Consider the following 21660-nt stretch of genomic DNA (forward strand, 5'->3'; position numbering starts at 1 on the left):
CATATGAGCGAGCGCCAATCTGCAGATAAAGGCCAAGGCCGGGAACATTCCCGGCATCTGGCCCATGACATCGACGAAACTGTACAGCAGTCGGCTCTATATGCGGTGGAGCAACTGGTTGCATTCGCACAAAATAAGGGCTTGATCGGTCCGCAAGACACAGATTACAGCCGTAATTTGTTATTGGATCAGTTTGGTTTTTCCGAGCCTTATTCAGGTAGGGATGTAGGGGGCATTATGGCCCCTGAAGCCCTCCAGCCTGTGCTTAATGTATTGATAGATTATGGTTTTGCCATAGGCCTTATCCCCGAAAACACAGATACGTATCGTGATTTGCTGGATTCCAAAATTATGGGCCTACTGATGGCGAGACCATCTGAAGTTATCCGTGACTTTCATCAAACGAAGACTGAACGTGGCATAGAGGCGGCGACAGATGCTTTTTATCAATTATCTATCGATTCGAACTACATCCGAATGGATCGGGTTGCCAGCAATGTGTACTGGAATCAGTCGACATCTTACGGAGATATGGAAATTACGATTAATTTGTCCAAGCCAGAAAAAAGTCCCAAGGAAATTGCGATGGCGAAGCTTTTGCCGCCGCCTGTTTATCCCAAGTGTCAATTATGCCGTGAAAACGTTGGATATGCAGGAAGAGTAAATCATCCGTCCCGTCAAAATTTGCGTATCATTCCGGTGGAATTGAATGGGGAACCGTGGTTTTTTCAATATTCACCCTATGTGTATTACAACGAGCATTGCATCGTGTTCCATCATAATCATGTACCGATGAAGCTCACGAAGGATACACTGCGCCGATTACTGGCCTTTACGAAAGCGTTTCCGCATTATTTTATTGGCTCCAATGCGGATCTGCCGATTGTCGGCGGATCGATTCTGACCCATGATCATTTTCAGGGTGGTCGTCATACATTCCCAATTGAAAAAGCGGGTGTGGACGGCGTATACCATAATGAAGCGTTCCCGCAGGTTACAGCAGGGATTGTAAATTGGCCGATGTCGGTCATCCGTTTTACGTCAACAGATGCCGAGGCGCTGTTGGAAGCGGGAAATGCTGCTTTTGAAGCCTGGAAAGCTTATAGTGATCCTGTAGCTGATGTCCTCTCTCATACAGAGCAAGAGGGGGAAACGATTCCGCATAATACTGTGACGCCGATTGTGCGCCGTGATTCCGAAGGCAGGTATCAGATGGATCTCGTACTGCGCAACAACCGAACGAGTGAAGAGTACCCGGAAGGTATTTTTCATCCTCACCGCGAGATGCATCACATCAAGAAGGAAAATATCGGTCTGATCGAAGTTATGGGACTTGCCATATTACCGGGGCGGCTCAAGGATGAACTGGATGGAATTGCAGATATTTTGTGTGGGGATGACAAACTGGCTGTGGCTGTACAGCAAGAAGGACATCCGCTGTTTAAGCATGCAGACTGGATTTACCAGTTAAACACTCGGTTCGGTCGTTTGCCTGACAAGGAGACGGCTGTTCGTACCATACAAAATGAGGTTGGACTGAAATTCAGTGAAATTTTAGAGCATGCAGGAGTATATAAACGGAATCCGTCCGGACAGCAGGCCTTTGGTCGTTTTATGAAACAATTGGGATATACTTTGGGAGAATAAAATTGCTTGCGAAGCACATACTATACTACGAGAACCCTCCCAAGATATGACATGGAACCATGCTCCTCAAGGAGTGTGGTTTTTTTCTGAAAACAAAGCAGATTTGTTTCCTGTAACCGAAAAGGTTATAATAGAGTAGTTTCTTAATATTAAACTTTAGAACTATTGGAGGCGAGCGTTTGCGATGAAAGCATTCGAATTTTATAATCCTACACAATTGATCTTCGGTAAAGGACAATTGGAGGCTCTCAAGCGTGAAGTTCCTAAATATGGTAAACGTGTATTGCTTGTATATGGCGGCGGCAGCATTAAGCGCAGCGGCTTGTATGATAATGTAATAGGTTTGCTTGGTGAAATCGGTGCAGAGGTAACGGAACTGGCTGGTGTGGAACCGAATCCTCGCTTATCTACAGTACATAAAGGCGTGGAATTGTGTAAAACACATCAAATCGACCTCGTTCTGGCTGTAGGAGGCGGTAGTGTGCTGGATTGTTCCAAAGCCATTGCTGTTGGTGCAAAATATGATGGCGACATGTGGGATTTTGCAGAGCGTAAAGCGGCACCACAGGCAGCATTGCCATTAGGTACGGTTTTAACTATGGCAGCCACTGGTTCTGAAATGAATGCGGGTTCTGTTATTACAAATGAAAAAACACAGGAAAAATTGGGCTGGGGCAGCGTATTTGCGTTCCCTGCGTTTTCTATTCTTGATCCAGTGAACACATACTCACTGCCGCAAAATCAAACGGTTTACGGAATCGTAGATATGATGTCACACACGCTGGAGCATTATTTCCATCTGGAATCCAATACTCCGGTCCAACTTGGCTGGTGCGAAACGATTTTGCGTACGGTAATGGACGCGGCTCCAGGTCTGGTCAACGATCTGGAAAACTACGAGCTGCGTGAAACAATTATGTATTGTGGTACGATGGCGCTGAACGGCTTCCTGAACATGGGGCTGACAGGTGACTGGGCTACTCACAATATCGAGCATGCGGTGTCTGCTGTTTATGATATTCCACATGGTGGAGGACTGGCTATTCTGTTCCCGAACTGGATGAAACACAATCTGCATGTGAAGCCTGAACGCTTCAAACAACTGGCTGTCAATGTGTTCCATGTAAACCCAGAAGGCAAGAGTGATGAGGAAGTGGCGCTGGAAGGTATTCAGGCGTTGCGTGATTTCTGGAACTCGATTGGTGCACCAAGCCGTCTGGCTGATTACGAGATTGATGCGTCCAAAATCGATGTTATGGCTGATAAAGCTGTGAAATTCGGATCTTTTGGTGGCTTTAACAAGCTCAATCGCGAAGATGTAGTCGAAATTTACAAAGCATCCCTGTAAAACGACATTTGTATCATTTAAAGCACGTTTGTGCGTCATTAGACGTACGAACGTGCTTTTTTGGGTTTGATTTGGGATATTGGAGGAAAATTTTGAAACTTTTTTAGGTTGAATACGTAAACATAGTTATAGACTGGAAACCAGACTGAAAAGGTACATGGAAGGAGGAGTCGCATGGAAACCATATTTTGGTGGCTATTGGCAGGGGGCGCTATCTTTACCGTGGTCAGTGTGCTGATCGGGGATGTACTCGGTAGTTGGCTGGATGGTGCATTGGAGCTGCCGGGCCTTGATTGGTTCAGACCTGTCGTTTTACTTGGAGCCATGACCGCTTTTGGCGGAGCTGGAGTACTGCTGACAAAGTATACCGGGCTGAGCACGGGATGGGTCGTCGTGCTTGCTTTAGGGATTTCGTTTGTCATCGGAATACTCGTGTTCTTTGCGTTTATCAAACCCATGGCGAATTCGGAGGTATCCAGCGGCTTCTCCATGCGTGAGCTGACTGGCCGGATTGGTGAGGTCACCATTCCTGTTCCTGAGGTTGGTTACGGGGAGGTTATGATCCGCTTGGGTGCAGGCAACACCATACATACAGCATCGAGCTTTGATCACAAACCGCTTGCTGCGGGAACCCGTATCGTCGTGGTTGAGGTCGCAGAGGGCGTCGTCCGCGTAGCGTACCTGGACACCTAGACGGCGCAATCGCTTAACTTGAAGGGAGCGTGATCGGGAGTGTCAAATTTGCAAGATATTGTGCTGGTCCCTGGGATTGTTGTTATCGTTATCGTCATATTAGGGATCGCTTTTTGGGCCCGCTACAAAACGGTAGGGCCGGATGAAGGGATGATCGTGACGGGTTCTTTTCTGGGAAATAAAAATATTTCCGAGGATGACTCTGGACGTAAAATTAAAATTGTACGCGGCGGGGGGGCCTTCATTTGGCCTATTTTCCAGCAGTCCGAATTCATCTCTCTGTTGTCCCATAAACTGGACGTAACCACACCGGAAGTGTATACGGAGCAAGGAGTTCCCGTGATTGCGGATGGTGTGGCGATCATCAAGGTCGGCAGTTCTATTGAAGATGTGGCTACAGCAGCCGAGCAGTTCATCGGGAAGCCACTGGAGGCTCTTAGGGGAGAGGCTCAGGAAGTGCTGGAAGGGCATTTACGCGCAATCCTCGGCTCGATGACAGTGGAGGAAGTATATCGTAATCGGGATCGGTTTGCGCAGGAAGTACAGGGCGTGGCTGCTCGTGATCTAAAAAAAATGGGCTTGCAAATTGTTTCATTCACCATCAAAGATGTGCGTGATAAGCACGGATATCTGGATGCGCTTGGTAAGCCGAGAATTGCCGCTGTGAAACGGGATGCTGAGATTGCGGAAGCCGAAGCTGTGCGGGATGCCCGGATTCAGAAGGCGCGTGCGGAACAGGAAGGCCAGAAGGCCGAACTGCTGCGAGATACCAACATTGCCGAGGCAGCCAAAGAGAAAGAACTGAAAGTGGCTTCGTTTAAAAAAGAACAGGATACAGCGAAGGCAGAAGCCGATCAGGCTTATCACATCCAGGAGGCCCGTGCCAAGCAGACTGCCGTCGAGGAGCAGATGAAGGTCGAGCTGGTGCGCAAAGAACGGGAAATTGACCTTCAATCCAAGGAAATACAGGTACGTGAAAAGCAATATGATGCGGAAGTGAAAAAGAAGGCAGAAGCCGATCGGTATGCGGTCGAACAAGCGGCGGAAGCAGATAAATCGCGTAAAATGCGTGAGGCTGAATCACTGCAATACTCGATTGAGACACAGGCTAAAGCGTCAGCTGAACAAAAACGTCTAAACGGGCAAGCAGAAGCGGATGCCGAACGCGCCAAAGGTACGGCAGACGCAGATGTCATCCGTTTGCGTGGACTTGCAGAAGCGGAGGCCAAGGAAAAACTGGCGGAGGCGTTCCAGAAGTTTGGAGAGGCTGCCGTGCTCGATATTATCGTAAAAATGCTGCCTGAGCTGGCTGGACGTATTGCCGAACCGATTGCGTCCATCGATAAACTCACCGTAGTTGATACGGGAAAAGGAGAAGGAGCAGCGCGTGTCAGCAATTATGTCACCGAATTGATGGCTACGGCGCCCGAGATGCTGAAAAGTGTATCTGGTATTGATGTGGAGCAGTTAATCAAGGGGCTGACCACTGGGAAAAAAGGCCTTCATTCCGTGCCGTCCTCCGGTGAAGCGAACAAGCAGCCTCTTCCAGCCTCGGTGGAGGCAGCACTAACAGATAAAGAATAACGATAAGTCTTTGGGAGCTTCTATCCCTAACCAAAAGACCGCTTTTCATCACAGCATTTTCCGGCAATGTGATGAAAAGCGTTTTCTTTTTATTGACCTTTAGCCGAATATTTGGTACTTTAACGTGGATTCCTCTGAGCTTCATGCTATAATTCTTAGGATCAAGGTTCTGATAAAAGAGGTGCGGATGTGAGCAGCCTAAAAGTGGCCAAAGCGCTGAATAACAATGTGATTATAGGAATGCACCCCGAGCATGATGAGGTTGTCGTGATTGGAAAAGGAATCGGTTTCAATCGCAGACCCGGCGATCTTATGCCGTTGGATTCAGTTGAAAAATTATTTATATTAAAAAGCCATGAAGAACAGGAGCAATACAAACGGTTGCTTCCTGAGCTGGATGAAAAGCTCATCGAGGTCATCGGTGAGGTGCTTCATCTTGTTCAGCTTCAAGCAAAGAAGCCTCTAAATGAGCACATTCTGATTGCTTTAACTGACCATATCGCTTTTTCCATCAACCGTCATAAACAGGGAATTACGATTCATAATCCGTTTTTGTATGAGACTAGGGAAATATATCCTCAGGAATACAAGATGGCTGAGCAGGCTGTTGCTTTAATCAGGGATAAGATGAATGTAGATCTGGGAGAAGATGAAATCGGATTCGTGGCCCTGCATATTTATAGCGCCATGACAAACCAGCATATTTCCGAGGTTAGGAAGGATTCTCGTCTGATTGCTGATATGGTTCAGGTTGTCGAGACGACACTGGATTATCGAATTCCTCTCCAATCCCTTGATTATTCTCGACTGCTGACTCATCTGAGGTTTGCGATTGAACGTGTGCGCCGGGGAGAGATTGTGCAGGAAATTTATCGATTGGACAAGCTTTTGAATGAAGAATATCCAGAAATGTATATGCTGTCCTGGAAACTGACGAAGATTATGGAAAAAAGGCTACGTAAACCTGTTTATCCGGCTGAGGTTAGTTATTTGACAATGCATCTGCAGCGGTTGTCCCAACGCAAAGAGCAGGGGGAGCAACAAAAAGTGATAAAACCGGAATAAAAAAGTATTGCCTCGCATTTAGCGGGGTGCTATAATCAATTCTGCAATGAGGAAGACAACAACTGAACATTTAACGTGTTACTGATTCGATCAGGCATGAGTTGCTTTAAGTTATGATTGTTTACAGCCTACTGGGGTAAGCTATATCCCAAGGTTGTTTTCAAACATACTTAAATCGGCTCATGCCTTTTTTGTTGTTTTGCCTCTGTTCTAAATTTCAGAGAAGGATGTGGAAGGTATGTTTAAAAAGCTTTTCGGCGTTTTACAGCGTGTCGGTAAAGCATTAATGCTTCCTGTAGCGATTTTGCCAGCTGCGGGGCTTTTATTGGGTATCGGTAACATGCTGGTCAATCCTGATTTTCTCCAGTACATTCCGGCATTAAATGCGGGCTGGGTTCAATCGGTTGCGACGATCATGATGAATGCCGGACAAATCGTTTTTGATAATCTGGCACTGTTGTTCGCAGTCGGCGTAGCCGTCGGTCTGGCGGGCGGTGAAGGTGTAGCAGGTTTGGCTGCCATCATCGGTTACCTCGTTATGAACATTACTCTGGGTACAGCCGTGGGTGTCACACCTGGTCTGATTGCTCAAAAAATACCGGGTTATGCGAACGTGTTGGGAATTCCAACGCTTCAAACCGGGGTGTTCGGCGGGATAATCATCGGTATACTGGCCGCAGCCATGTACAACCGCTTTTTCAAAATTGAGCTTCCTTCGTATCTGGGCTTTTTCGCGGGTAAGCGTTTCGTTCCAATTGCAACGGCGGTATCCTCACTTATTGTCGGACTAGCACTGGTTCTGATCTGGCCTCCAGTTCAACAAGGACTTAACGCAGTATCTCACTTTATGGTGTATTCCAACCCGACTTTGTCGGCGTTCCTGTTCGGGGTTATCGAACGCGCGCTGATTCCATTTGGTTTGCATCACATTTGGTATTCACCGTTCTGGTTTGAGTTTGGTGAATATGTTAACAAAGCAGGTCAAACCGTTCACGGTGACCAGCAGATCTTCTTCAGCCAGCTTCGCGACGGAGTGGCTTTGACAGCAAGTACGTTCCAAGTGGGTAAATTCCCATTCATGATGTTCGGTTTGCCAGCAGCAGCGCTTGCGATGTACCATGAAGCAAGACCAGAACACAAAAAATATGTAGCAGGTATTATGGGTTCAGCAGCATTGACTTCGTTCTTGACAGGTATTACGGAGCCACTGGAATTTTCCTTCCTGTTCGTAGCTCCACTGCTGTTTGCAGTACACTGTATATTCGCAGGTCTGTCATTTATGACCATGCAAATTTTACATGTCAAAATCGGTATGACCTTCTCAGGCGGATTTATTGACTTCCTGATTTTCGGGATTATTCCAACCCGTACGCCTTGGTGGTATGTAATCATCGTCGGTCTGATTTTGGCAGTTATTTATTACTTCGGATTCCGATTCATCATACGGAAATTCAACTTGAAAACACCAGGGCGTGAAGAAGCCACAGAAAATGTGGATGGCGCAGCAACTGGTAGTAGTGATGAGCTCCCACACAACATTTTGGCAGCTTTCGGCGGTTCATCGAATATCAAGCATCTGGATGCTTGTATCACACGTCTTCGGATCGAGGTTAATGAGAAATCAAACGTTGACAAAGCTCGTCTGAAACAACTTGGCGCATCGGGTGTCCTTGAAGTCGGTAACAATGTACAGGCAATTTTCGGCACACGTTCCGACACCATTAAATCTCAAATGGCTGATATCATGGCTGGACGTACACCTGCACCAGCTCCGGCGCAACCTGCTCCACAAGAGGAGAAGGAAGCTGGAGAAGAACAACAAACCATTATTGTAGAAGATATTGTAATGCCTGTTAACGGCGAATTGGTTGATATCTCGACGGTTCCCGATCCGGTATTTGCAGAACGTATGACAGGTGACGGCTTTGCGGTCGTGCCAAATGATGGAACGATTGTGTCCCCTGTTTACGGCAAAGTATTCAATGTATTCCCGAGCAAGCATGCGGTTGGTATCCAATCCGATGGCGGTAAAGAAGTGCTTGTTCATATCGGGGTGAATACAGTGAAGCTTAAAGGTCAAGGATTTGACGTTTTGGTGAACGAAGGCGATCTTGTGTCAGCTGGCCAGCCTATTATGAAAGTAGACCTGGAATACGTGAAGGCAAACGCTAAATCCATCATCTCACCTGTCATTTTTACTAACCTTCCTGAAGGTTCTTCGGTAACTTTAAACAAAACTGGAGTATTGAAGGCTGGCGAAGATGGTATAATTACGATAAAATAAACTCTATGTGTTTCGGATTAGTTGATTAGGCGGCTTAGGCCGTCTGATCAATTATTCGGTATACTGCGTGTAAACAAATATTATCTTTAGGAAAGTGGGAGGAACAAATTATGCAAACAACTTTTAGAATTACGGATGAAGACGGTATCCATGCACGTCCTGCAACTGCGCTGGTAAATACAGCTAACAAATTCAGCGGTGCTGAATCTTTTGCCGAAGCTAACGGTAAAAAAGTAACTTTGAAATCCATTCTGGGTGTATTGTCTCTGGGTCTGGAACAAGGCGATACTATTAACATTATCTGCGAAGGCGCTGAAGCTGCCGAAGCACTGAAAGCTCTTGAAAATGTAATCGTCAACGAAGGGCTGGGCGAAGTTCATGCTTAAGATTTCTGGGATTGCCGCTTCGGCAGGCATAGCCATTGCCCGGGCGTTTATCTTGGAGCATCCGAATTACGCTGTAGAGAGACGCGCGGTTGGTGATGTTGAAGCTGAAATCGCAAGATTGGATGCGGCTTTGGCACAATCTCAAACCGAATTGGAATCGATTAAGGAGAAAACGCTTAAGGAACTGGGAGAGAAAAAAGCAGAAATTTTTGCATCTCACCTGCTCATTTTGAATGACCCTGAATTGATCGATCCGGTTAAAGCTAAAATCAGAGACGAGCAGCTTAATGCTGACTATGCTTTGAATGAAGTAGCTACACAGTTCATTTCCATGTTTGAAAACATGAAAAGTGCCTATTTGCAAGAACGCGCATCGGACATGCGTGATGTAACCAAGCGGATCCTGAATCACCTGCTTGGTGTTCATTTTGTTAGTCCTGCAGAAATTGCCGAAGAAACGATTGTGCTTGCAGAAGATTTGACACCTTCCGACACAGCTCAGCTGAACCGTGAATTTGTTAAAGGTTTTGCAACGAATATCGGCGGACGTACTTCGCATTCGGCTATTATGGCTCGCTCACTTGAAATTCCTGCAGTTGTGGGAACGAAAAATATATTGTCTCAAGCTAAAAGCGGCGATTTGATTATCGTTGATGGTTTGGATGGTCACGTATTCGTGAACCCTACCGAAGAGATTGTTGCAGAATACCGTGCTAAACAAGTGGCATACGACAAGCAACGCGAAGAGTGGCGCAAGCTGCGCGGCGAAGCTACGGTTTCTGTCGATGGTGTCCATGTCGAACTGGCAGCCAATATTGGTACGCCTAATGATGTAGCTGGTGTCCTGGACAACGGTGGTGAAGGCGTTGGCTTGTACCGTACGGAGTTCTTGTACATGGGACGCGATAAGCTTCCATCCGAAGAAGTACAGTATACAGCGTACAAAACCGTTCTGGAAAGAATGGAAGGTAAACCGGTTGTAGTCCGTACTTTGGATATCGGTGGTGACAAAGAACTTCCTTATCTGGACCTGCCGAAAGAAATGAATCCGTTCCTCGGATTCCGTGCTATTCGCCTGTGTCTGGATCGCCAGGATATTTTCCGCACTCAATTGCGTGCTTTGTTGCGTGCGAGTGTGCATGGTAACTTGCGCATCATGTTCCCAATGATTGCTACGCTGAACGAATTCCGTGAAGCTAAAGCTGTTTTGTTGGAAGAAAAGGAAAAGTTGGTAGCTGAGGGTGTATCCGTATCCGAAGAAATTCAACTGGGCATCATGGTAGAAATTCCTTCTACAGCGGTATTGGCTGACCAATTCGCAAAAGAAGTAGATTTCTTCAGTATCGGTACAAACGATCTGATTCAATACACAATGGCAGCGGATCGCATGAACGAGCGGGTTTCTTACCTGTATCAACCATACAATCCATCCATTCTGCGTCTGGTGAAAATGGTTATTGATGCTGCTCACCGTGAAGGACGTTGGGTTGGTATGTGTGGCGAAATGGCAGGAGATACAACAGCAATTCCGTTGCTGCTGGGTCTCGGACTTGATGAGTTCAGTATGAGCGCCACTTCCATTCTGCCAGCACGTAGTCAAATTTCCAAGTTGTCCCGTGCGGACATGGAAAAACTGGCTACAAAAGCTCTGGACATGCAAACAGCAGAACAGGTTGTTGAATTGGTTCAAAGCATCGAAGGCTAAGGAAGGGTATTACATTTCAAAGGTTATATCTTTTTCCAACAAAAAATTGCTGTGTACATACAGCAGCCGGTATCTAATTAGATACCGGCTTTTTTGCATGCTTTAAGTAGAATTTGTTTTAACTGCATGAGCAATTCAGTACAGGTTTGCGGGCTGCGGTAGTTTCGTCCAATCGTGTGACTGGAGTAGTATATGGTGCATTGAGCACCAGCTCAGGGTTCTCTTCTGCTTCCCGCGCAATATGAATCATAGTGTCGACAAAAGCATCAAGTGTTTCCTTACTTTCCGTTTCCGTGGGCTCGATCATGATGCACTCCTCTACATTCAGCGGAAAGTAAATTGTAGGTGGATGGTAGCCGAAATCAAGCAGCCGTTTGGCTACATCAAGCGTGCGCACTCCAAATTTTTTCAAGCCTCGCCCCGACATCACGAATTCGTGTTTGCAATGTCCAGGGTAGGGCAGATCAAAATGTGGAGCGAGCCGATGCATCATATAATTGGCATTGAGTACAGCGCATTCGGACACTCGCTTCAAGCCATCAGGACCGTAGCTGCGGATATAGGCATAGGCTCGGACGAGAATGCCGAAGTTTCCGTAAAAGGCTTTGACCCGCCCAATAGAATCTCCCTGCTCCCGATCCCAGCGGTACACACCCTGCGGATCACGTACGACAAACGGCTTGGGCAAATAGGGTATCAGCCGCTGCTTTACGCCGACGGGTCCAGCGCCAGGGCCGCCTCCACCGTGCGGAGTACTCATCGTTTTGTGCAAATTGAGATGCACCACATCGAAGCCCATGTCCCCGGGGCGGGTAATCCCCATGATGGCGTTGGAGTTTGCCCCGTCATAGTAGAGCAGACCACCTGCGTCATGCACGATCGCGGCAATGTCAGTAATTTGCTTCTCGAACAAGCCCAGCGTGTTCGGATTGGTCAGCATGAGCGCAGCGGTGTCGTTGCCTACCGCTTGGCGGAGCGCGTCCAGATCCACCAGCCCCTCAGGGGTGGAGGGAAGGGTGATTGTTTCGAAGCCCGCGACGGTTGCACTGGCGGGGTTCGTACCGTGCGAGGAATCCGGCACGAGCACCTTGGTACGTCGCTCACCACGTGCCTCGTGGTACGAGCGAATCATCATCAGCCCGGTCCATTCGCCATGGGCGCCAGCAGCGGGCTGGAGCGTGACGGCATCCATGCCGGTCAACGCAGCCAGATCGTTTTGGAGCGTATGCAGCAGCTCCATAGCCCCCTGGATGCTATTCTCCGGCTGATATGGATGAATTTTAGCGAAGCCTGCGTAACGGGCGACATCCTCATTCACTTTTGGATTGTATTTCATCGTACACGAGCCAAGCGGATAAAATCCGTTGTCGACGCCGAAGTTGCGCTGGGACAGGGCGGTATAATGGCGAATAACATCTACTTCGTATACCTCGGGTAATGCCGCAGGTTCGCTGCGCAGCGCATAATCCGGCAAAAGCTCTGCCACCGGGCGACGAGGAACGTCGCACTCGGGAAGGGAATAAGCGATGCGACCCGGACGGCTCAATTCAAAAATGAGCGCTTGATCGTGTTCCTTCAACAGCTCTTGTTTCTGGTCCGGTCCGGTGTGTGTCATAGCAATCCCTCCAAGGTGTGTACAAATTGGTCGATCTCTTCTTTGGTTCTTTGCTCCGTCACGGCAATCAGCATGTGACCCGCAAGTTCCGGATAGTCCCGGCCCAAATCATAGCCTGCGATAAATCCAGCAGCTAACAGATTGTCCTGAAGTTTGCTCACATCCGTACCTTCAGGCAGCCTAAGGGCAAACTCGTTAAAGGTCGGTGCGTGAAATGAGGCAGTTACGCCTTTCAAGCTCAGCAATTGTTCTAACGCATAGCGGCTTTTATGCAAATTCAGCTCGGCTACTTCCTGGATGCCCTGTCTCCCCATGACGGACAAGTACACAGATGCAGATAAAGCTAGCAACGCTTGATTGGAACAAATGTTAGAGGTGGCCTTTTCGCGGCGGATATGCTGTTCGCGCGCTTGCAAGGTCAGCACGAAGCCGCGTTTACCATTGCGATCAGTGGTCTGACCCACAATACGGCCGGGGATACGGCGCATATGTGCCTGAGAAACGGCAAAGTATCCACAGGTCGGACCGCCGAGAGAAGAGGAGATGCCAAGTGGCTGCGCGTCTCCTACCACAATATCCGCGCCCTGTTTGCCGGGTGTCTCCAGCAAGCCAAGTGCCAGTGGGTTGGCACTGACGACCAAAAGACCTTTGTGTGCATGGATGAGGTCAGCCATCGGCTGTAGATTTTCCACGGCTCCGAAAAAGTTGGGGCTTTGGACCAAAACAGCCGCGGTCTGTTCCGATACGGCCGCCGCTAACGCATCAGCATCCGTTACACCGTCCGAACAGCCGATCTCCACGATGTCCAAATTCAATCCGCGTGCATAGGTTGCCAATACCTGACGTGCCTCTGGATGGACGGACCTCGATACGATAAGCTGTTTACGGCGGGTAGCTGCGGCGGACAGTGAGCCCGCTTCCGCCAGTGCAGTCGCTCCGTCGTACATGCTGGCATTAGCTACAGCCATGCCCGTCAATTCGCAAATATACGATTGAAACTCGAAAATGGCTTGTAGCTCGCCTTGGCTTACTTCCGGCTGATAGGGGGTGTAGGCAGTGTAGAATTCTGAGCGTGAAGTGATGTGCTGGATGACGGACGGAATATGATGATCATAAATTCCTGCGCCAAGAAAGCTGGCATGTGTGTCTGTATTGGCATTGTGTCCGGCCAGCTCGGTCAAGTGACGGGTTAAGGCTTTCTCATCGAGTCGAGAAGAAAGAGGGAGTTCCCCTTGATATCGAATGGCCTCTGGAATGTCACTGAATAAATCATCAATGGATGATACACCGACCACACGCAGCATTTCGGTTTGATCCTGTTCAGTCATAGGGAGATAACGATGCTGCTTCATAGGTTCTGGCTCCTTTCGAAAAGCAAAATTTTAAATCCGTAAATGAGCTAATAAAAAAGTGTGAGATGAAAACCCGGAAATACATATCTGACATGTTTGCTTTATAGAAATAAGGAGAGTTTAAGATCAGCGTGGGCGCTTATAAAAGGGGGCTGCCACCACCTCGGCACGCAGGCGTTTGCCACGAATCTCAACCTCCAGTGGTGTGGAGAGGGCGCTAAAACGACTGTCCACCAAGGCGAGGCCCAGATTACGCTTCAAGGAGGGCGACTGAGTCCCCGTTGTGACCTCACCGATGTGTTGTCCTTCTGCGAATACCGGATAATGGGCGCGTGGGATACCGCGGTCCATCATTTCTAGCCCGATCAATTTACGAGGAACCCCTTGTTCTTTTTGACGCTGAAGTGCTTCTCTACCGATAAAATCTCCTTTATTCAGCTTGACGAAGAAACCCAGACCGGCTTCGAGTGGTGAAATTGTGGCAGATAACTCCTGTCCGTATAGCGGCAACCGAGCCTCAAAGCGTAGTGTATCCCGAGCACCAAGTCCAGCGGGAATCAGCCCATACGACTCACCGGAACGAAGCAAACCCTCCCATACGGCGGGTGCTTCCGCGGCAGGTACGTAAAATTCAAAACCGTCTTCGCCCGTATATCCGGTTCGTGAGACGAGTGCTTTTGCTCCGAACAATGGCACGTTCTCATGAAAGTGGAAAGATGCCAGATTCGTAATATCCGTATCTGCCACGGCTGCGGCAATACGTGCTGCTTCCGGTCCCTGCAATGCCAGCAATGCTATTGCATCAGACACATTCTCCATGTGAACGGATGCAGGCACATGACGAAGTAACCAATCCCAATCCTTATCAATGTTGGAGGCGTTCACAACGAGCATGTAGCGTTCCGGTCCTTTGCAGTAAACAAGCAGGTCGTCTACTACACCTCCATCGGGGTAACACAGGAGTGAATATTGTGCCTGACCTGGTTCCAACTGGCTGACATCATTCGTGGTCACCCTTTGTAGAAAAGCTTCGGCCTCTTTGCCTTCAACCAAAAACTCACCCATATGCGATACATCGAATAAACCCGCACGTTGCCGGACGGCCTCATGCTCCTTTTGAATGCCGCTAAACTGAACGGGGAGCTCCCAGCCTCCAAAGTCAATACAACGAACCCCAGACTGCGTCCCGTAGGATGAATATAGCGGTGTTTTTCGCAAATTAGTCATGTTTCCACTCCTATCCGGTGTAATCGGCTAAACAAAAAAGACAGGCCGAAAAAAACGTATAGACAGCAGTCTATACTCTTTTTTCAGCTCTGTCCTTGATACCAGAAAGTTACCCCGGTATGTACCGGGTTTCCTCTTGGGTGATCCGCTCCAATAGCGAATGCTCTCCAGAGATGCGTCCGGCAGAGGTCCTTTTGCCTGAGAGATTCACCTGCAATGCAGGCTTACTCCTTCGGCGCTACCTTCGGGATCAGCAGTATATTACCTGGCTTTGCAGATAACAACTTGATCCGATTCGCGTGCACAACTGTCTCACAAGCGGCAACAGCTATGCGAATCTTTTTGGCAGTCTCTCCCTCTGCGTTCATCCGCGTTTGCAGTTGTCGGGTGTTTCCCAAAGTATTTGCTATAACCCATTAATACGCAAATTCATTCAAAATGTCAATAAAAATGTCATCAAAAACAATAGAAAAAACATTTAATATATAAATAAGGATATGTAAGCGTTTGTTATAAATTATTATATTTTTATATAGAGCACTATAGGAGGTAATATGAAGTATTTTTGTTAGTATTATTGACATGAGTGTTCTTATTGTCATAATCTTAACCTGTCTAATACAGGTGAGCAAATGCGATTTTATTCATATGGAAGTGAGGGGAACAGAATGGGTGAAGTGAAGCAGCAACTTTGGTATACAGACGAACATGAGTGGGTTCAGCGGACAGAGAATGGAACGGTGCGGATTGGTATTACAGACTTTGCACAGCACCAACTGGGTGATATTGTTTTTGTAGAATTACCTGAGGCGGGAGTAACGATTGAGCAGGGAGCGGAGATCGGTACGATTGAATCGGTGAAGACGGTATCCGACCTTTTTGCTCCGGTGACGGGAACCATATTAAAAGTGAATGAAGCGCTGGAAGGTACACCTGAGCTAGTGAATGAATCTCCATATGACAAAGGTTGGATGGTAGAAGTAGAGATGGATAAAGATGTGGAGGAATCATTGGGCAAACTACTGTCGGCGGATCAGTATGAGCAGTTGATTTCGGAGTAATAAATAGAGCAATGCAGCATGAAATAATAGCGTGTTATTCGGAATTTTATATTGATTTTTAATTGAATAAGAGCATCGTTAGTTTGCTCGATTTTTGTATAAAATAGTCGCTATGATTTGACGTAGCGGCTATTTTTTTGTCTTTTTTATGAAAACGTAATTACGTGTGTTGTTCTGATATAGTGGGTTGTCCCCATATAGGAATCATACATAATCCAGCGCGGTTTTTCGACTAATTTCTATAGCTACAGGTCATATTAAGAAGAATTATGCAGGTATAATATCTTCCTGGATAATTTAAATTTAAATGTTGTCATCAACGTTCATGACGAAAGTACGTTTTCATTTCGTTGATGAAGATAGCGCTGTCATTTAGTATGAATTTTAAGAAAAGGTAGTGATGCTTACCTACAAGGAGGATTTGAATATGAGTACATTGGACGCAAAGCCAAGTTCAAAAGGAGGCACTCGTGTCGCCGTACAGCGTTTTGGCCGTTTTCTTAGCGGTATGGTTATGCCCAATATGGGAGCCTTTATTGCGTGGGGGTTGATTACGGCACTCTTTATTCCGACCGGATGGTTCCCGAACGAAGGTTTTGCACAGTTGGTTGATCCGATGAAAAATTATTTGTTGCCGCTGCTGATTGGTTATACAGGGGGCACGATGATTCACGGACAGCGTGGAGGTGTGATCGGTGCCATCATGACGATGGGTGTCATAGTAGGAGCCGATATCCCGATGTTCCTGGGCGCGATGGTAGCTGGTCCGCTGGCTGCGTGGATATTGAAGAAGTTCGACAAGGCCATTGAAGGCAAAGTCAGATCAGGCTTTGAAATGCTGGTCAATAATTTTTCGGCCGGGATTATCGGTGCCATTCTAGCACTGCTTGCCCATGTGGCGATCGGCCCGGTTGTACAAATGATCAGTCAAGTGTTGTCGGCAGGGGTACAGTTCCTCGTGAACGCGGGGCTATTGCCGCTTGTCAACCTCATTATTGAGCCCGGAAAAGTATTATTTTTAAACAACGCGCTGAATCACGGAGTATTGAGTCCGATTGCGTTGGAGGAAGCTGCAAGAACAGGCAAATCCGTACTGTTCATGCTGGAATCCAACCCTGGGCCGGGGCTTGGTATTTTGCTGGCCTACTGTCTGTTCGGCAAAGGCTCTGCGAAGTCGTCAGCTCCTGGCGCAGTCATCATTCATTTTTTCGGCGGGATTCATGAAATTTATTTCCCTTATATTTTGATGAAGCCGATTCTGATTCTTGCAGCTATAGCTGGCGGTGTTGTGGGAACCTTCTGTTTCATGTTGACAGGTGCCGGACTGGTTGCTGCTCCTTCACCGGGTAGTATCATCGCCTATTTTCTAATGACGCCAAAAGGTGGATATTTGCCAATGCTGAGCGGGGTGATCGCTGCTGCGGTCGTATCCTTTGCTGTTGCAGCAGTGTTACTCAAGACAGGTAAGCAACAAGAAGAGGGGCTGGAGGAAGCTGCATCTCGCCTGAAAGATATGAAAAATCAAAGCAAGAGTGCCAGTGCTAACGCCACTGTAATGGAAGATAACCACGAATCTGATCGTGCTGCCGAGATTGTCGCAGATCGAACGCTCAAGGATAAATCCGAAGTGAACAAGATTGTCTTTTCCTGTGATGCAGGTATGGGTTCAAGCGCGATGGGTGCCTCGATTTTACGCAAAAAAATGAAGCAGGCGGGCGTAGGCGTAACAGTTACGAATACGGCAATCAGTGAAATTCCACAGGATGCGGATATTGTCATTACGCAAAAAACGTTGACAGACCGGGCTAAAACAGTAGTCCCGAATGCTGAACACATTTCCATTGACAATTTTCTGAAGAGTCCTGAATACGAAGCGCTGGTTGAACGTCTGAAATCCGATTCTTAATCCCCGTCATAGTCAGGCGGACTGTATGCAGTGTACGTCTCCTGCTGGAGGGATGAGCTTGGGAAGGAACGGTATGCGCTTATGAATATTACGAAACGACAACGTGACATCGTGGAATATCTTCTGGAGCAGTCCAAAGAGGTTACTGCCGGGGAAATTGCCACGAAGATCAATGTCAGCACAAGGACGGTTCATCGGGAACTGGGCGCAGTCGAGCATTGGCTGGCAACTCATGAGGTGAAGCTGGAGAAAAAGTCAGGGATTGGTATCTGTATAGATGCAGACCCAGCTCAGCTTGTATGCCTGCGAAAGCAATTGCTGTATACGAATCCAGACGAATATTCGGCTGAGGAGAGAAAGATCGTGGTTCTCTGCATGCTGCTGGATACACGGGAGCCGATCAAGCTGCTGGCGCTGGCTTCAGATCTGAAAGTCACGGTAACTACGGTCAGTCATGATCTGGACGAATTACAAGACTGGATCGGAGATCGAGGGCTCGTGCTTGTCCGCAGACGGGGATATGGTGTCGAGATTACCGGACGGGAGATAGACAAAAGACGGGCGATTTCCGAGCTGGCCCTCGAACATTTGGATGAATCTGATCTGTTTTCCAGCCAGGGAGAGGTTCGTTCTGTGACTCGTGTCTCCGACAAATTGCTGGAGATGATTGGCAGAGGGAACTTGCTGATCGTGGAAAAGGCCCTCTGGCAGCCCCATGAAAAGTGGCTGGAAAACATGGTGGAAAGCAAATATATGGAGTTGCTGATTCAGATTTGCGTTTCGCTGGCACGTCTACGACTCGGGTATGTTATGGATCCTCTTCTCTCCTATTTAAAAACAGATTCGGATGAGAATATCATGCTGCGTACAGCTATGGTAGAACGCATATGCGCAGAATTGTCAGCGGCGCTGGATATTAACTTTCCGGACCCGGAACGATCTTATTTCAGGCTGCTGTTCCGTGATGCCGAGGATCATTCTACCCGGCTGCTGCCGCTCGATGATCTTGTACTGCTGGAGTCGGTTCATGAGTTGATTCGTCGTGTGGAGGAAGAAACAGGCACGCCATTGGAAGAGGACCGTGTTCTGCGTGAAGGACTGATTGCCCATATGGCTCCGGTATTCAAACGTTTGAAGGAAGGCAAGTCGATTCGTAATCCCCTCCTTCAGCAAATCCGCAAGGATTACAGCAGCTTATTCGACTCAGTGAAAAAGGCTGCGGCGGACATGACAGAAATGAAAGTCCCTGATGAAGAGATCGGATTTCTCGTCATGCATTTCGGCGCTTCGCTGGAGCGGCTGCGACAATTGCGGCGGGAGGTGCGGGCCATCGTAGTCTGCACGAGCGGCATTGGTTCATCCAGACTTCTGGCAACAAGGCTCGCCAAAGAGCTGCCACAGATCAAAATTGTGGATAGGGCCTCATGGTACGAGGCGGCGCGGATCCCCAAGGAGGATTATGATCTGATCATTTCGACAGTAGAGCTACCGCTTGAACCAGATCGCTATCTTAAGATCAGCCCGCTGCTGACGCAGGAGGAGAGTGATCGCCTGCGTCAATTTATCCAGCATATTACACTCAATCATCCTGATGACCATCAGCAGGAACACGTCGTTCAGCCCGGTCAGGACATGGAGTGGCTTACCGGTCTGCGGAAAAGTCTCGATGAAATTGTACACATTGTACAGCAATTTCAAGTGTACCCGCTGGAAAATCAGGGCATGGATATGGCGGCGACCGTAGAGGCTATATGCATGTTGGAGGCGGGGCGGGGGAATGTTACAGAGCCTTCTGCGGTTGCTGCACAACTCATGGAAAGAGAGCGCCAAGGTAGTCAGGTGATCTCTGATACCTCCATTGCTTTAGTTCATACGCGTAGCCACTATATTCGCAAACCTTCGCTTACCTTGTATAAGCTGGCAGAGCCGCTGTTGGCGGATACAGGCGAACAGGTAGAATGCGTGCTGCTCATGTTGGGACCTCGTGAGCTGCCGAGAGAAAGCTTGGAGGTATTGAGCGAGATTAGTGCATTACTCTTGCAGGAAGACATGGTTACGCTACTGGAACACGGTAGCAGGGATCATATTGTCAATTATATATCGAGTGAGCTAGCTGGATTTTTCCACAGTAAATTAGGGACAGGGAGGAACCTACCGTGAGTATTATGACGATAGACAAAGTAAAAATGAATGCAACCGCCAAAGACAAATATGAGGCGATTCGTATGGCTGGACAAATCCTGCTGGATGCAGGACATATTTCAAGTGAGTACATTGACAAGATGCTGGAACGCGAGGAGATCGTGTCCACCTATATCGGGAACGGGCTGGCTATTCCACATGGCACCAAGGAATCCAAGACGCTTATTCAATCCACAGGCATCTCCATCGTTCAGTTTCCGCAAGGCGTAGATTTTGGGGAAGAAAAAGCATACATGGTAATCGGCATTGCAGCACAAGGCGGCGATCATATGGAGATTTTGACGAGTATTGCTGTGGTGTGTGCAGAGGAAGAAAACATGGAGAAACTTCGCAACGCGGTGACCCCACAGGAAATTATAGATCTGTTCGAAAGTGAGCTGGAGCTATGAGAGCCGTCCACTTTGGAGCAGGAAATATCGGTCGCGGCTTTATCGGATTGATTCTGTCGCGTGCAGGCTATGAGGTTGTCTTTTCAGATGTCAATGACACCCTTGTATCCGAGTTACGCCGTCGTAAACAATACACCGTAGAGTTAGCCAATGATACAAAGGATACGGAGCTGGTCATGAATGTGACGGCGATTGACGGCAAGGATGCAGCGGCTGTAGCCGATGCGGTAGACCACGCTGATCTGGTAACGACCGCAGTAGGTGTCAGCATCCTCAAGCACATTGCAGCAGGCATTGCGGAGGGCATCAAGCGGCGGGTAGAGCGAGGAGCGAGGCCGCTGCATGTGATTGCCTGTGAAAATGCAATCGGAGGCAGTGCGCAACTGAAAGAGCATGTTTTTGCGCTATTGGATGAGGCGACCCGTGCCAAGGCTGAGGCTTCGGTGTATTTTCCAAATGCTGCCGTAGACCGGATTGTGCCGATCCAGCAACACGAGGACCCGTTACATGTGCAGGTAGAGCCTTTTTATGAGTGGGTGGTGGATCGTTCGCAAATGGCATCTGAGCATGAAGAAATCGAAGGTATCCTGTACGTGCAGGATCTAGAGCCTTACATTGAACGAAAGCTGTTCACGGTAAATACGGGACATTGCGTGGCAGCTTATCTTGGTTATACCGCAGGTTATGCTACCATTCAGGAGGCCATGAAGGATAGCAAGGTGGTGGATTCGATACAAGGGTCACTGGAGGAAACGGGAGCGGTGCTTGTGAAGCGCTTCGGTTTGGATCAAGAGGAGCATAGGAAGTACATCTCTAAAATTTTGGATCGCTTCCGCAACCCTAATCTAATAGACGATGTTACTCGGGTCGGACGTTCACCATTACGCAAGCTGTCTCCCAATGACCGTCTTGTACGTCCCGCGCTCCAAGCGCAGGAGTATGGCATTCCGACGGATCATCTGGCGTTAGGAATGGCTGCTGCCTGTAAATTTGATATTACGGAAGACCCCGAGGCAGTCGAGCTTCAGCAGGTGATCCGCAACGAAGGGCTGGGTGTGGCGCTGACGCGTTATACTTCCATAACCGCAGACCACCCGTTACATCGGCAGATATTGGAGCAATATGATATTATAAATTCATAAAACAACGGATTACTAACATTAAATTTCGATAATCCTCTTGAAGACAAAGCATCC

Annotated in this window: 16 protein-coding genes and 1 riboswitch; of the genes, 13 read left to right on the top strand and 3 right to left on the bottom strand. The window is 48.0% G+C overall.

Annotated elements, in window-relative coordinates; genetic code table 11:
• The first annotated feature begins 3 nt into the window (after positions 1-3).
• From ACWA2B_RS15700 to ptsP, 8 genes are all read left to right on the top strand, one after another.
• Positions 4-1647 (top strand): UDP-glucose--hexose-1-phosphate uridylyltransferase, encoded by a 1644-nt coding sequence (locus ACWA2B_RS15700; RefSeq protein WP_165149657.1) that lies wholly within the window; start codon positions 4-6, stop codon positions 1645-1647.
• A gap of 184 nt (positions 1648-1831) precedes the next feature.
• The gene (locus ACWA2B_RS15705; protein WP_069012479.1) at positions 1832-2995 is read left to right on the top strand and encodes an iron-containing alcohol dehydrogenase; all 1164 of its coding nucleotides are present in this window, start codon (positions 1832-1834) and stop codon (positions 2993-2995) included.
• A 174-nt stretch (positions 2996-3169) separates the two neighbouring features.
• Positions 3170-3688: a membrane protease regulatory membrane protein gene (locus tag ACWA2B_RS15710; protein ID WP_029515706.1), complete on the top strand. Its 519-nt coding sequence runs from the start codon at positions 3170-3172 to the stop codon at positions 3686-3688.
• 48 nt (positions 3689-3736) lie between these two features.
• Positions 3737-5272: a flotillin family protein gene (locus ACWA2B_RS15715; RefSeq protein ID WP_039272892.1), complete on the top strand. Its 1536-nt coding sequence runs from the start codon at positions 3737-3739 to the stop codon at positions 5270-5272.
• 189 nt (positions 5273-5461) lie between these two features.
• Positions 5462-6337: a glucose PTS transporter transcription antiterminator GlcT gene (gene glcT, locus ACWA2B_RS15720; RefSeq protein WP_029515704.1), complete on the top strand. Its 876-nt coding sequence runs from the start codon at positions 5462-5464 to the stop codon at positions 6335-6337.
• Between the two features lie 238 nt (positions 6338-6575).
• Entirely contained in the window at positions 6576-8621 is a 2046-nt protein-coding gene (ptsG, locus tag ACWA2B_RS15725; protein WP_029515703.1) for a glucose-specific PTS transporter subunit IIBC, read from the top strand.
• A 110-nt stretch (positions 8622-8731) separates the two neighbouring features.
• Positions 8732-9007 carry an HPr family phosphocarrier protein gene (locus ACWA2B_RS15730; RefSeq protein WP_013372579.1) on the top strand — a complete coding sequence of 92 codons (276 nt, stop codon included), beginning with the start codon at positions 8732-8734 and terminating at the stop codon, positions 9005-9007.
• The gene (ptsP, locus tag ACWA2B_RS15735; protein WP_029515702.1) at positions 9000-10712 is read left to right on the top strand and encodes a phosphoenolpyruvate--protein phosphotransferase; all 1713 of its coding nucleotides are present in this window, start codon (positions 9000-9002) and stop codon (positions 10710-10712) included. The genes ACWA2B_RS15730 and ptsP overlap by 8 nt, the downstream gene beginning before the upstream one ends.
• Positions 10713-10830: 118 nt before the next feature.
• Here ptsP and gcvPB read toward each other — a convergent pair whose 3' ends face one another.
• From gcvPB to gcvT, 3 genes are all read right to left on the bottom strand, one after another.
• A complete protein-coding gene (gene gcvPB / locus ACWA2B_RS15740; RefSeq protein ID WP_342425133.1) occupies positions 10831-12327 on the bottom strand; it encodes an aminomethyl-transferring glycine dehydrogenase subunit GcvPB in 1497 nt (498 codons plus the stop codon).
• Entirely contained in the window at positions 12324-13679 is a 1356-nt protein-coding gene (gene gcvPA / locus ACWA2B_RS15745) for an aminomethyl-transferring glycine dehydrogenase subunit GcvPA (protein WP_342425132.1), read from the bottom strand. Before gcvPA ends, gcvPB begins: the two co-directional genes overlap by 4 nt.
• Before the next feature lie 126 nt (positions 13680-13805).
• The gene (gene gcvT / locus ACWA2B_RS15750) at positions 13806-14906 is read right to left on the bottom strand and encodes a glycine cleavage system aminomethyltransferase GcvT (protein WP_340886200.1); all 1101 of its coding nucleotides are present in this window, start codon (positions 14904-14906) and stop codon (positions 13806-13808) included.
• Between the two features lie 176 nt (positions 14907-15082).
• Positions 15083-15182: riboswitch (glycine riboswitch) on the bottom strand.
• A 392-nt stretch (positions 15183-15574) separates the two neighbouring features.
• Here gcvT and gcvH point away from each other — a divergent pair.
• The 5 genes from gcvH (at position 15575) to ACWA2B_RS15775 (ending at position 21606) form a co-directional block, all read left to right on the top strand.
• Positions 15575-15967, top strand: a complete 393-nt coding sequence (gene gcvH, locus ACWA2B_RS15755; protein ID WP_069012484.1) for a glycine cleavage system protein GcvH — start codon at positions 15575-15577, stop codon at positions 15965-15967.
• 427 nt (positions 15968-16394) lie between these two features.
• Positions 16395-17873, top strand: a complete 1479-nt coding sequence (locus ACWA2B_RS15760) for a PTS mannitol transporter subunit IICB (RefSeq protein WP_340956525.1) — start codon at positions 16395-16397, stop codon at positions 17871-17873.
• Between the two features lie 81 nt (positions 17874-17954).
• Complete coding sequence (locus ACWA2B_RS15765; protein ID WP_449292375.1) at positions 17955-20033, top strand: BglG family transcription antiterminator; 2079 nt, start codon at positions 17955-17957, stop codon at positions 20031-20033.
• Positions 20030-20464, top strand: a complete 435-nt coding sequence (locus tag ACWA2B_RS15770; RefSeq protein ID WP_165149651.1) for a PTS sugar transporter subunit IIA — start codon at positions 20030-20032, stop codon at positions 20462-20464. Before ACWA2B_RS15765 ends, ACWA2B_RS15770 begins: the two co-directional genes overlap by 4 nt.
• On the top strand, positions 20461-21606 hold the full coding sequence (locus ACWA2B_RS15775; RefSeq protein WP_165149649.1) for a mannitol-1-phosphate 5-dehydrogenase: 1146 nt from the start codon (positions 20461-20463) through the stop codon (positions 21604-21606). Before ACWA2B_RS15770 ends, ACWA2B_RS15775 begins: the two co-directional genes overlap by 4 nt.
• Positions 21607-21660: the final 54 nt, after the last annotated feature.

It is taken from the genome of Paenibacillus sp. CMM36, from assembly GCF_053570945.1.